The sequence below is a fragment of the Pannonibacter sp. XCT-53 genome (genome assembly GCF_009915765.1).
In the GTDB taxonomy this organism is placed as follows: Bacteria; Pseudomonadota; Alphaproteobacteria; order Rhizobiales; family Stappiaceae; genus Pannonibacter; species Pannonibacter tanglangensis.
In genome coordinates this window covers 2,730,735-2,743,441 of sequence record NZ_JAABLQ010000001.1, presented here as the reverse complement: position 1 = coordinate 2,743,441, position 12,707 = coordinate 2,730,735, and the positions used below count along the sequence as shown (strand labels likewise).

The 12,707-nt window shown below is 64.3% G+C and carries 11 protein-coding genes; 4 read left to right on the top strand and 7 right to left on the bottom strand.

Annotated elements, in window-relative coordinates:
* Positions 1-119 precede the first annotated feature (119 nt).
* On the top strand, positions 120-431 hold the full coding sequence (locus GWI72_RS12215) for a hypothetical protein (protein ID WP_161708788.1): 312 nt from the start codon (positions 120-122) through the stop codon (positions 429-431).
* Positions 432-614: 183 nt separating this feature from the next.
* On the opposite strand, the gene clcA is transcribed toward GWI72_RS12215, so the two are convergent.
* Positions 615-2,015 (bottom strand): H(+)/Cl(-) exchange transporter ClcA, encoded by a 1,401-nt coding sequence (gene clcA / locus GWI72_RS12210; RefSeq protein WP_244314234.1) that lies wholly within the window; start codon positions 2,013-2,015, stop codon positions 615-617.
* Between the two features lie 105 nt (positions 2,016-2,120).
* On the opposite strand from clcA, the gene GWI72_RS12205 reads away from it, so the two are divergent.
* The gene (locus GWI72_RS12205) at positions 2,121-2,792 is read left to right on the top strand and encodes a hypothetical protein (RefSeq protein WP_161708787.1); all 672 of its coding nucleotides are present in this window, start codon (positions 2,121-2,123) and stop codon (positions 2,790-2,792) included.
* Positions 2,793-2,824: 32 nt separating this feature from the next.
* Here the strand turns inward: GWI72_RS12205 and GWI72_RS12200 are convergent, their stop codons facing one another.
* The gene (locus tag GWI72_RS12200) at positions 2,825-3,529 is read right to left on the bottom strand and encodes a L,D-transpeptidase (protein ID WP_348272672.1); all 705 of its coding nucleotides are present in this window, start codon (positions 3,527-3,529) and stop codon (positions 2,825-2,827) included.
* 195 nt (positions 3,530-3,724) lie between these two features.
* Positions 3,725-4,444, bottom strand: coding sequence for a DUF2927 domain-containing protein (locus tag GWI72_RS12195; protein WP_209000099.1), 720 nt, complete (start codon positions 4,442-4,444; stop codon positions 3,725-3,727).
* Between the two features lie 246 nt (positions 4,445-4,690).
* On the opposite strand from GWI72_RS12195, the gene GWI72_RS12190 reads away from it, so the two are divergent.
* Positions 4,691-5,425 (top strand): protein phosphatase CheZ, encoded by a 735-nt coding sequence (locus GWI72_RS12190; RefSeq protein ID WP_161676479.1) that lies wholly within the window; start codon positions 4,691-4,693, stop codon positions 5,423-5,425.
* Between the two features lie 462 nt (positions 5,426-5,887).
* Positions 5,888-6,535: a DNA-3-methyladenine glycosylase I gene (locus tag GWI72_RS12185; protein WP_161708785.1), complete on the top strand. Its 648-nt coding sequence runs from the start codon at positions 5,888-5,890 to the stop codon at positions 6,533-6,535.
* Positions 6,536-6,741: 206 nt separating this feature from the next.
* On the opposite strand, the gene GWI72_RS12180 is transcribed toward GWI72_RS12185, so the two are convergent.
* From GWI72_RS12180 to GWI72_RS12165, 4 genes are all read right to left on the bottom strand, one after another.
* Positions 6,742-8,436 (bottom strand): methyl-accepting chemotaxis protein, encoded by a 1,695-nt coding sequence (locus GWI72_RS12180; protein ID WP_161708784.1) that lies wholly within the window; start codon positions 8,434-8,436, stop codon positions 6,742-6,744.
* A 322-nt stretch (positions 8,437-8,758) separates the two neighbouring features.
* On the bottom strand, positions 8,759-9,727 hold the full coding sequence (gene hisG, locus GWI72_RS12175; protein WP_161708783.1) for an ATP phosphoribosyltransferase: 969 nt from the start codon (positions 9,725-9,727) through the stop codon (positions 8,759-8,761).
* Positions 9,724-10,875 (bottom strand): ATP phosphoribosyltransferase regulatory subunit, encoded by a 1,152-nt coding sequence (locus GWI72_RS12170; RefSeq protein WP_161708782.1) that lies wholly within the window; start codon positions 10,873-10,875, stop codon positions 9,724-9,726. Before GWI72_RS12170 ends, hisG begins: the two co-directional genes overlap by 4 nt.
* A 16-nt stretch (positions 10,876-10,891) precedes the next feature.
* Complete coding sequence (locus tag GWI72_RS12165) at positions 10,892-12,610, bottom strand: histidine--tRNA ligase (RefSeq protein WP_161708781.1); 1,719 nt, start codon at positions 12,608-12,610, stop codon at positions 10,892-10,894.
* Positions 12,611-12,707 lie beyond the last annotated feature (97 nt).

Below are 12,707 nucleotides of genomic sequence, written 5' to 3'. Positions count from 1 at the left end.
CGGGTGCTTAGAAGTTATTTATTGTGAGAAAATGAATAAATCGCCTATAAAAATACTTGAAGATGAGATCCAAATTGGATTGATAACATTAAACTTCGATGGGTGTGAGGAGGGGTGTTATGAAAAGGGTTATAAACTCAAAGGACGTATTTTTTGAAATGAATTGCCCGTCTAATGAACTAGTTTATAGGGGAGTTGCGATTGAAATAATCGATAGCCTTTCTGATAAAGGAATGCAGGTCTATGGCATAGATGGAGGTATCTTGAGGCAAGATGGAAAATTCGAGCAAAAGATAGATAGCGCCTTTTCTAAAAAGTTATATTACGGAGATTCCAATATGGCCAAAATAATAAATAAAATGGGTATTGAATCTATAGAGGAAGATCCGATTGAGTATAATTGTTACTGTTTGTTGGTTGGCTATTTGTAATATTAGAATAAATTTTCGAGTGTAATTTTTTTGATTTTGGGTGCAATTTTTTGAAAATTATTCTGCTTTTTATAAGAAATAGAGTGATTTTTACTGTATGTACAGAGAGGGCATTCTTCTGAAAGTATCGCGCTCTGAAGCAGCCCTAGCCCCTCCTCCCGACTTCTGAAGCCAGCGCAACGGTCAATCCGCCGTCCCCAGCTGCACGGGGGTGCGGTCGGGCTGGGGCGGGACGGGTTTGCCGGCGAGGCGCAGGGTGCGTTCCAGGAGGGTTTCGTAGATCGGCCGGCCGCCAAGTGCGGCGGCGGTGAGGCTGGCGCAGGCGGCGGTGACCAGAACCGGCAGCACGAGGCCATCGGCGCCGGTCAGTTCCAGCACCAGCACCACGCCGACCAGCGGCGCGCGGACCGAGGCAGCAAACAGTCCGGCCATGGCGGCAATCGCGGTTGCGCGGGCGAGGCCCTCGACGTCCGGGAGCAGGACCTCGGCTGCCGTGCCGAAGGCAAGACCGGCTGCAACGGCGATGGACAGCATCGGGGCGAAGATGCCGCCGGGAACGCCGGTGCCATAGCACAGGATCGCGGCAGTGAAACGCAGCGCCATCAGCGCCAGCAGGAAACCGAGCGGCGCGGCTTCATGGGCGAGCAGCTGGACGACCGCCTCGCCGCCGCCGCTGCCCTCCGGAAACAGCTGCAGCATTGCCCCCATCGCCGCACCAACGGCGAGCGCCGGCAGCCACCAGAGGCGCTGCGGCAGGCGCAGCGGCGCATCAAGCGCCAGCACCACGGCTCGGTTGAAGCTGAGCCCGAGCAGCCCCACCGCGCCGCCGAGCAGGGCGAAGACGGGCAGCAGGAGGGGCGACAGGCCCGGGCTGGCGAGGGGCAGGCTGACGGTCCGGCCGAGCAGCGCCTCGGCAATAGCGGCGCTGCCGATGCTGGCGAGGATCACGGCCATGTAGGTGTGGGCGCGATAGGGGACCTGGCGCCGGGTTTCCTCGATGACGAACAGGATCGCGGCCAGCGGGGCGAGGAAGGCAGCGGCAAGGCCAGCCGCGGCGCCGGCGGCGACCAAGCCGCGTTTGTCCTCCTGGCCAAGACGGCCGACGCCGGAGACAAGCTGCATCAGGGCGGCGCCCATGTGGATCGTCGGTCCCTCGCGGCCCAGCACCATGCCGGAGCCGAGCGCCAGCACACCGCCGGAAAACTTGACCAGGAGCACCCGCAGGGGCCGGAGCTGCCGCGCGCCCTCCAGCACGCCTTCGATCTCCTGGATGCCGCTGCCGGCAGCCTCCGGGGCAAGGCGCAGAACCAGCGCGCGCGCTGTCACCGCAAGGGCTGCCGTCGCCGCCATCGCCAGCAGCACGGCGGTCACGGGCGAGGGCGCCAGCGTGCGCAGATCGGCATAGGCCGCAGCCAGTGCCTGCACGGCCAGATGAAACCCGGTACCCAAAAGCCCGACCAGAAGGCCGCCGGCCAGCGCCAGCAGCAGATAGCCGGCAGGAACGGCCATGCCGGATGGGGGAGGGGCCGGAGGCTGAGCGGGAAAGGGCGTCTGGGCGGGCGTCTGGGACGGCGTCTCGGTCATGCTTCAGCCGCCTCGTCAGGCGTTAAGGGGCACTGCGCCGGGCGTTGCGCGGCCGGTTGTCAGGACTGTATGGTCACGACACCGCAGGCAAGAGGGACGCACAGGATGTCGGCCGAAGGCCACCGCACGGCAATCGTCAGCCTTGGAATATCCTGCCAGAGCTCGCGGCAGATCCGCACCCACGCGGAGGAGATCGGCCACCAGCTTGGCGAGGACATCCAGCCGGCGCGGCATTTCTTCGACGGACTGATTGCCCCGGTGCCGGGCGTTGCCAGGCTGTTCGAGGACGGCTTTCCGCTGTTTGGCCCCGGTGACATCCGCATGGGGCCGCATCATCCCGTCTGGCATCCCTATGACATCCATTTCCTGCATCACTTCCGCGACGCGGCCGGGACGGTGGACATCGCCGGCCGCATGGCCGAGGAACTGTCCCGCTTCGGCCACATGCGGGGCAAGCTGCAGCGGCTCTCCCGGTTCGAGCGGCTGGTGTTCGTGCTCTCCAACAGCCAGAACAACCTGACCATGGTGCAGGAGGAAACCGGCCTCACCGACCTGCATTTCGAGGCCAGCGCCGTCGGGCGGCTGCGCCATGCGGTCGAGCATTACCTCGGCCGGCCTTGCGAGTTCATCCTGGTGAGCCTGGACGGGCGGCATGCGGACGACCTCGCCGACGAGGTGCATGTGCTCAGCCCCGACGACAGCGAGTGGACCGGCGACAAGGGCCAGTGGCGCGCCCTGCTGCTTGAACGGCTGGCGGAGGACCGCCAGCCGGACTGATTCCACCCGGATCGATCACCGTCCCGCGGTGATCACATCACGATGACGCGGGTGCCGACGCCGACGCGTTCATAGAGATCGGAGACATCCTCGTTGCGCATGCGGATGCAGCCCGACGAGACGGCATGGCCGATGGTCCAGGGCTCGTTGGAGCCATGGATGCGGTAAAGTGTCGAGCCGAGATAGAGGGCCCGGGCGCCCAGCGGATTGTTCGGGCCGCCCGGCATGAAGGTCGGCAGGCCCGGCTTGCGCTTGCGCATTTCTGCCGGCGGTCGCCAGTCGGGCCATTCCGCCTTGCGCGTGATCCGGTGCGTGCCGGCCCATTCAAAGCCCGGCTTGCCGACGCCGACGCCGTAACGCCGCGCGGTTCCGCCCTCCTCGACGAGATAGAGGTAACGCGCATTGGTGTCGATGATGATGGTGCCGGGCTTGTGCGGGCCGGTGTAGTCGACAATGGCGGGCAGGAACTCCGGCGCGATCTGGCGCCGGACTGCGGCGGCGGCCTGCTGGCTGCCCGCGCTCGCCAGGCGGACGGGAGCCTGGGCGGCGGGTTCGCCGACGACGACCGGCGCCCGACGCTGCTGGCCGGCGCGCAGCTGCAGCAGCCAGGGCTCCGCCAGGTTGGGGCTGAGGACGAGAGGCGGCGGATTGATCCCGCCGGCCTGTTGCGCCAGAACTTGCGGCACCGGCAAGCCGATCAGGGCCGCCAGCGCCAGGCACGCTATCCGCTTCATCACCGTTACTCCTTACGCATCGGTGTCCCGCAGGGTCAGGCTGGCGGGATTGGCCTTAACTTTAAGGAACGTGGTGAAGGGAAATGGTGAATCGGACCGAAACGGATCTGGTTAACTGCCGTCAAGGTTACCGCCGGGTTGCCGGGACTGGTTAACAGCCACTTGACGGCAGCGTCGACGGAGAGGGCGGTCCGCGCGTCAGCGAACCCTGTGCTTCGCATCCCGCGCGATCAGCGGCAGCAGGGGCTCGACCTCAGTCCGGTCCATCCCCGGACGGATCCGCGGATCGTACAGCATGTTGATCAGGATCTGGTCAAAGGCGGTGAAGCGGCTGTGGCGCGAGGTGTCGTTGAAGACCGAATGCATCAGGGCCGGATCATCGTTCATCGGCCCGAGACCCTGCAGGATCTCCTCGACAAGGCAGCGCCGGAACAGGAACTCGCCCTCGTCGGACACGATGACGGCGGAGGAGCCGGTGATGCCCCTGCGCCCCGATTCGACACGCACCAGGCAACGGCCCGGCGCATCCGCCGACTGGTCGCCGTAGATCTCCCGCCGCACCACCGCGAGATAGTCCTTCCGGTCGACGACATAGATATTGAAGTTGGCCGGCTCGTCGGGCCGCGCCAGCCGCGCATCAAGGCCGGCCACCTTGCGCGGCAGCTCGGCAATGAAGGCCTCCACCGCCGGCGTGCGGTTGCGCTGGGCCAGATTGTGGACCCGGAACCGGACCGGCTCAACGTATTTCTTCACTAGATAGGGCTGCCAGCTCCAGGCGCGGTACTCCAGCCCGAACACCGTGTTGTTGAACCCCTCGATCAGCTCCTCGGAGGTGAAGGATTCCGGCGATGCCTGCGCGGGCGCTGCGGCCATCAGGGTGGCGACAAGCAGCAGGAGGGCGGTGCTGAGAGGCATCATGGCGAAGAGCAGCAGGCCTTGGCGACGACGGGAACGACGACGAGTTCAAGGGCGCGATCGCGCCTTCAACCGGACTGTATCCAAACCGCTAACGACTTGGAAACCGAATCTTCCTGGCCCGGCTCTGCGCAAGTTACGAGATCTCGCGCCTCTCCTCAGGGAACATTTCTTTAAACATCGACTGATAGAACATCTTGCAAGGATGGAGTTTCTCCACGAGCGGTGGCGTAAACAACGGGAGTGGGCATGCCTGCGGTCAAGCGTGTTTTCCGGGCGGAAAGCCTGTTTCGCGATGCGTCCGGCAACGGCGGCCCGCACGACCGCTCGGACGAGCAGCGTCACCGCGAGCTGATGGCCGAGCTGGCCTCCCTGCGCGCGCTGATGAAGGGCGCGCCGGACCCGCAGGCGATGAGCGAGGCGGTGATGACGGAGTTCCGCCGCGAGCTCAGCGAGGCCGTCAAGCTCAAGTCCGAGCTGGACGCCATGTACGAAGCGATCATGATGACCAAGAAGGAGATCGCGGCGCTGCATCATTCCACCGGCTCGGAAGGCGAGGAGATGCTCCGCGTCACCAACGAGCTGGACGCCATCGTCGACGGGACCGAAGGCGCGACCGAAGCCATTCTTGCAGCCTCCGAATTCATCGACGAGACGGCCAACACCCTGTCGGCGCGGCTGCATGGCCAGGACCGGGATCTGGCCAACGACATCCAGGACCGCGTGATCCAGATCTTCGAGGCCTGCAACTTCCAGGACCTCACCGGCCAGCGCATTTCCAAGGTGGTCAACACCCTGCGCTTCGTCGAGGAGCGCATCATCGACATGATGAACATCTGGGGCGGCATCGAGGCCTTCAAGGAAATCGAGTTCAAGATGCGCGAGAGCAAGTCCGAAGGCGATGCGGCCCTGCTCAACGGCCCCTCGCTCAAGTCCGACACGGACACGGTCAGCCAGGACGACATCGACGCGCTGTTCGCCTGAGCGGCCTGACCCGCGAAATTTTGCAAAGGCCGGCTTGTCCGGCCTTTTGTGGTGCGGGGCGAGGGTGACGCGCCGGGGTCGTGCTCCGTGTCGCCCCGACCTGGCCACGCGAGACCCGGTGCCTCCCCCTTCGTGGAACGCGCACCTCGTCTGGTTCACCCTGATCGGATGATGCCCGGCCTCGCGGTTCTCAAAGGCTCTGCAAGCGAAGGCTCTGCAAGCGAACAGGCCCCGGCCCTGCGCTGCGCCGGGCCAGCGCTCCCATAGACAGGGGTGACGCCTTCGGCTGGCTGACAGGTCCAGTTCCCATGTCCCCCGCACAGGGAAACTCCCCCGCCCTCTGTCCCATGCCCTCTCTCCCCCGCCCTCTCTCCCCTGCCGTCCCGGCCTTTGCTGTTGTCTGGTTGCGGGTTTGATGTTAGGAACAAATTAGGAACATTGCAAGGGGCCAGGGACACGCCGATGGACGAGACGCTGCCGGCCGGGCTGATGCGCGGAGCGGATGGTCGGATCCGCTGCTGGTGGCAGCAGGGACTGGATGACTATGCCCGCTACCATGATGCGGAGTGGGGCCGGCCGGTGACGGACGACACGCGGCTGTTCGAGAAGATCTGTCTTGAAGGCTTTCAGTCGGGCCTGTCCTGGCTGACGATCCTGCGCAAGCGCGAGAACTTCCGCGCGGCCTTTGCCGGGTTTGACATCGACCGGGTTGCGGCCTTTACGGAGGCCGACATCGAGCGCTGCGTGGCCGATGCCGGCATCGTGCGGCACCGGGGCAAGATTGTCTCGACGGTCAACAACGCCCGGCGCGCGCAGGAGCTGCGCGCGGAGTTCGGCACGCTGGCAGCCTATTTCTGGGCGCATGAGCCCGGACCGGCCGACCGGCCCCTGGTGTGCGATCACGCGACGCTGAGCAGGATGGCGACGTCGCCGGCGAGCCTCGCCATCTCGAAGGATCTGAAGAAGCGCGGCTGGACCTTCGTTGGCCCGACGACGGTCTATGCCTTCCTGCAGGCCATGGGCCTCGTCAACGATCATGTCGAGGGCTGCTCGGTGCGGCAGGAGGTCGAGGCGATCCGTGCATCCTTTGTCCGGCCCGCACGCCCCTGAAGCCATGCCCCCGAGGCAATGCTCCTGAGACAGGGCTCCTGAGACAGGGAACCTGAGGCGATGAGCCTCAGGGCTCGCTCCCGAGGTCTCGATCCGGCGGAGCGCGCCGGCGGGCGGACAAAAAAGATCCGCGCCCGTTGGGAAGGCGCGGAAAGGTACCGGAGTGCATCCATGGGGATGCCGGGGGTAGGCTGCCCTTGGGGATGTCAGGCGGCCTGGATCTCGCTGATGAACTTGGTCACCTGGGTGCTGAGGCGACCGCTGCGGTCGGCGAGGGCGCGGGCCGTCGACAGGACCTGCGTGGTTGCCGCGCTGTTGGTTTCGGCTGCCTCGCTCAGGGCGGCGATGTTGCGCGACACCTCGGTGGTGCCCTGTGCCGCCTCGGAGATGTTGCGGCTGATCTCGTCGGTGGTGATCGACTGCTGCTCTGCCGCAGCCGCCACGCTCGACGAGATGTCGTTGAGGTCGGCGATGATGTTGGCGATCAGCTCGATCACCGGAACCGTGTTCTGCACGTCAGACTGCATCTTGCCGATCTGGCCCGTGATTTCCTCGGTTGCCTTTGCCGTCTGGTTGGCCAGCGACTTCACCTCATTGGCGACAACGGCAAAGCCCTTGCCGGCCTCGCCGGCGCGTGCCGCCTCGATGGTGGCGTTGAGCGCCAGGAGATTGGTCTGCTCGGCGATGCTGCGGATGAGCTCGATGATCTCGCCGATGGCCTCGGCTCCCGTCTTGAGCGACGAGACGCGCGTGGTGGCCGAGACAACCTGATCCTTGGCATTGGCCGCCAGTTTGGACGTCTTGATGATCTGGGCGCTGACCTCCCGGATCGACGACGACATTTCCTCGGAGGCACCGGCAACCATCTGAACGTTGGCCGAGGCCTGCGTGGCGGCCGAGGCGATGGTCCCGCTCTGCGAGGCGGTTTCTTCCGCCGTGCTGGCCATGGACTGTGCCGTTGCTTCCAGTTCGGTCGCCGACGAATTGAGGATGGTCAGCGCCTGGTCGATGTCCTCCTGGAACCTGAAGGTCAGCTGGCGGATGTCTTCCGCCCGCTCCGCCTTGCGCGACGCTTCCCGCACCTGTTCTTCCAGCATGCCCTGGCGTTCGGCCGCATTGACCTTGAAGACCTCCATGGCGCGGGCGATGGAACCGACCTCGTCCTTCTGGTCGGCATAGTCGACCCGGAACTCGAACTCGCCCTTCGCCAGCCGCTGCAGACCGTCCACCATGACCGTCAGCGGACGGACGATGAAGCGCCGCGACACGAGCAGGCCGGCGAGAAGTCCGAGGCTGATGCCGACCACGGCAACGCCGATCAGGAGAAGGCCGGACGAGGAGGCCATGTCGCCGGCTTCCTGCGAGCGACGGTTGCCGGTTGCCTCCGAGTGATCGACATAGCGTGCCAGCTCCGTGGCAATCCGGTCGGCCAGCGCCCGCGAGGTTGCCACCTCGTCAAGGATGGTCTGCTGGTCCGCCGTCAGCGCGGTGTTGCTGCTGCGCTCGGCCACATCGAGAGCCCGGGCCACCCGCGGTTCGTACTCGGCAAACAGACGCTGGATCTCGACCAGCATCGTCCTCTGCTCGCCCTCGGCATTGGCAACGGCGGCCGCGATGCGGTCGCGGAAACTGGCCTTCGTCTCCTCGACGACACGCCGCACGTCGGCAACCCGGCCGGGGTCCGCCGCAAGCCGGTATTCGGCACGGCTCAGCGTCAGGATGTTCTGGTTCAACTGGGCGCCGATCTTGACGTCGGCAGCGGTCCGGTTGATCACGCCGGCGGCCGAATTCAGCTGATCCAGCGAGAAATAACCGATCCCTGAGTTGATCAGGGAAATGAGGCTCAAGAGGAAGACAACCGACATGACCTTGCCGGAGACGGAGATATTGCGCATGAACATGGTCATTGCCTCCAATACTGGTTCGTGGAGGGCGATCGGTGGCTTTTGCCTCGATCATGCGTCAATAATCGCTGACCTCTGTTGCCTGTCTGTTAAAAAATACAGGAATTCTTAAGAAAGTTAACTTGACTATAAACCAGTCCGATTTGAGGCGTTAAATCACGCTAACCCTGCCGCATAAAAAATCCGGAAGCCTGTGATCCAGAACGGAAATCGGATCTTGTCACGATGGACGTCTGGATACGGACTGTGGTTGCGGCAGAATGAAAAACGCCACCGCACCGGGCAGGTGCGGTGGCGTCGACAGGGATCCGCGGGCTGGTCAGCCGTTTACCTTTGCCGCAAGCGGGTCGTAGAGCCGGTTGGTCGAACGGAAGATGTAATCCGGTTTCTCGACGCTGACCGCCGTCGCTCCGTGGGCAATAAGCGCCTGGGAACAGTCCGGCACCAGGTCACGCGGGCAGAGCAGGCTGAGCACGCCACCTTCCACGGGCAGACCGTAGATCAGCTCCGCGCCCATCGGCAGCACGTCCTTGATCGCCCCGCGGGTGTCGGGCACATGGGCGCGCACCAGCCGGCTGCCCCGGGCGGTTTCCTCGGCCGCCACCCGGTCGAGGATGGTGCGGGCGGCGGACAGCGCCTCGCCGCTCCAGCCGGCCTTCAGCGAGGCAACGAGATGCGCCTGGCTTTTCAGGATCACGCCATCGGCGAGGATCTTCAGCGCATTGGCTTCAAGTGTCGACCCGGTCGTGGTGATGTCGACGATCAGCTCGGCAGAGCCGGCCGCCGGGGCGCCCTCGGTTGCCCCGGCGCTCTCCACGATCCAGTAATCGGCAATGCCGTGACGGGCGAAGAAGGCGCGGGTGAGGGTGACGTATTTCGTGGCAACGCGCAGGCGCCGGCCATGGCGGTTGCGGAAGTCGGAGGCGACATCGCCAAGATCGGCCATGGTCTCCACGTCGATCCACGCCTTCGGCACGGCAACGACCACATCGGCGGGGCCGAAGCCAAGCGGGGTGACCACATGGACGAGCTTGTCCGGCGTCGCGATGCTTTCATGCACCAGATCCAGACCGGTGATGCCGAAATGGATGCTGCCGGCGGCCAGCTCCCGGGCGATCTCGGAGGCGGAGAGGAAGGCGATCTCGACGCTGTCGAGCCCCTTGATGGCGCCGCGATAATTGCGGTCTCCGCCCGGCTGCACGATCTTCAGGCCGGCACCGGCGAAGAACTCGGCCGTGTTCTCCTGCAGGCGCCCCTTGGAGGGAATGCCGATGATGAGCCGGGTCATGCGCGGGCCTCCAGCACAGCGGTGAGACGGTCGAGCCAGAGCGAGAAGCCGACGGCGGGAACCTCGTCGCTGGCACCGAGGAGACGCAGCAGGCGATCGTAGCGGCCGCCACCCAGGAGGGTGCCCCCCTGCGCCGGGTCCGAAACGCTCACCTCGAAGACGAAGCCGGTGTAATAGTCGAGCCGGCGGCCGAAATCGGCGGCAAAGCGGATCTGGGTAAGGTCGAGCCCGTGGCTCGCCATGGCTGCCGTGCGGGCGCGGAAGGCCGCAAGCGGGGCAGCCAGATCAAGCCCGTGGCGGGTTGCAAAGGCTTCGAGCGTGTCCGCGCTCTCGTCCGGCCGCCCCGAGATGGCGAGATATTCGCTCAGAATGGCCGCTGCCGTCTGGTGCGAGCCTGCGCCGCTGGCAAGCGCGGCCTGTTCCAGGAAGCGTTCGGCGATCTCGCTCGCACTGCGGCCGCCCACGGCGGAGATTCCGGCGATGGACAGGAGATCGGCCACCACCTCTTGTGCCGCGTCGGGATTTGCCCCCTCCAGCGCGGCGAGGAAGCCCAGACGGGCGTCGCGGCGCTGGTCGGACGGAGCGCCCGCGCCGCTCATGCGGGTGATGGCGGCGGTCAGGCGTTCGCCTTCGCCGAAGAGATCACGCAGGCGGCGCTGCCAGACCACCGGCAGGTCGAGCCCGGCCAGAACGGCAGAGAACAGGGTCTCGTCGCCGATCCGCACCACGGGATGCGCAAGGCCGAGATCGGCCAGCACGGAAAGGGCGAGCGCCAGCATGGCGGCATCGGCGTCTTCCCGGTCGGCGCGGCCGAGGCTTTCCGCACCCACCTGCGGGATCTCGCCAAGCTCGCCCGGCCGCTGGCGGAACACGGGACCGGCGTAACAGTAATCATCACGCCGGTAGGCCGGCTCGCTTTCCAGATGCTGGCGGCAGACCGGGATGGTGAAGTCCGGCCGCAGGCACAGCTCGCGCCCGTCGGCGCCGCTGGTCAGGAACAGACGACGGCGGATGTCCTCGCCGGTCAGGTCCAGGAACACGTCCGCCGGCTGCAGGATCGGCGGATCGATGCGGGTGTGTCCGGCCGCTTCCAGCCGCGCCAGCGCGGCAGCCCCGAGGGCGGCGGGCGAAAGATCAGGTCTCGACATGTCCGGGTCGTCCCCTTCAGGCATCGGTGCGCGCGACGCGCGAGCGGTCCTCGGCCTGCGCGGCCAGCATCTTGCGCACGGTCTCGACCAGGTCGGTCTCGCGCACGGTCTCCTGCGCCGGGCGGCTTTCGCGCCATGTTACGTTGTCGGTGATTTCACCTGAAAGACGCTTGCCCTCGATGAGGTCCTTGATCTGGATCTCGCCGTTGGCGCGCTCCTCCGATCCCTGGATGATGGCCAGCGGGCAGCCGCGCTTGTCGGCATATTTCAGCTGGTTGCCGAACTTCTTCCAGTTGCCCTGGTACATCTCGGCGCGGATGCCGGCGGCGCGCAGCTGCTGCGTCATGGCCTGATACCTCGCAAGGGCGGCCACATCGCCGTCCATGACGGTGACCAGCACCGGCTCCAGCACCTCGGCCACATCGAGCTTGCCAAGGTTCTTCAGCGCGCTCATCAGGCGCGACACGCCGATGGAGAAGCCGGTTGCCGGGACATCGCGGCCGGTGAAGCGCTTGACGAGACCGTCGTAGCGGCCACCGCCACCGACGGAGCCGAATCGCACGACTTCTCCCTTCTCGTTGGTGACCGGGAAGGTCAGTTCCGCCTCGTAGACCATGCCAGTATAATATTCGAGGCCACGAACAACCGACAGATCGATCTTGATTTGGCTCTTTTTGTATCCTGAAGCTTCGATCAAAACGGCTAGTTGAAGAAGTTCGCGAAAACCTTCTGAAAATGTCATGTTAACATTAAAGCGTGAGGATGCTAAAGCGAAAAGCCCTACGTTCTGCAAAATAGCATTTCGTTCGACTGTACTAAAACTGCTGAGATCGAGCGGTATTTGGTTAAAATTGGCCGAACCTTTTTCTTGTTCGCCCATTTGCGGTGCAGCCTGATGCAACGCGGACTCGATCTGATGAGTAAACTCGGGATTCGCGATCTTTAGTTCGACCTCACGAGCAACAAGACGATCAATTTTCTCGTCAATGTCTGTCGACCCAAAAATACGTAAAAGCTCTCCAATGGCGGCTTCCCCAAGACCAGCGCCTTTGGTGAAGTCTCCACTTTCGTCTTTTCTGCCGTCTCCGAGCAGCAGTTTCACTCCCTCGACGCCGAATTTATCGAGCTTATCAATAGCTCGAAGAACTGTTAGGCGCCGTTCTGCGTTTTTCTCACCTTCGAGGCCAATTGACTCCAGCACGCCGTCGAGAATCTTGCGGTTGTTGACGCGCACTACGTACTTGCCCTTGAGGCCAAGTGCATCAAGCGTGTCGGCGAACATCATGCACATTTCGGCGTCGGCACCGACGCCGGGCGCGCCGACGCTGTCGGCATCGAACTGCATGAACTGGCGGAAACGGCCGGGGCCGGGCTTCTCGTTGCGGAACACCCAGCCGGCGCGGTAGCTGCGGAAGGGCAGCTGGATCTCGTTGATGTGCTCGGCGACGTGGCGCGCCAGCGGCGCGGTCAGGTCATAGCGCAGGCTCATCCACTGTTCGTCGTCGTCCTGCACCGAGAACACGCCGGCATTCGGGCGGTCGGTGTCGGGCAGGAACTTGCCGAGGCAGTCGGTGTATTCGAAGGCCGGCGTCTCGATCGGCTCGAAGCCGTAGAGCTCGTAGACGCCCTTGATCTTGGCAAGCATATGCTCGCTGGCACGGATCTCCTCAGCCGACCGGTCGACAAAGCCGCGCGGCAGCCGCGCCTTGAGTTTCTGGGACTTCGGATTGGACATGGGGATCACGGTGCCTTGAGGAAGGATCAACTGTCAGCCCCCGCCGGGGCGAGGGACAGGCTGCTGTTTCCTAGACGAAACAGGGGGCTCGGGCAAG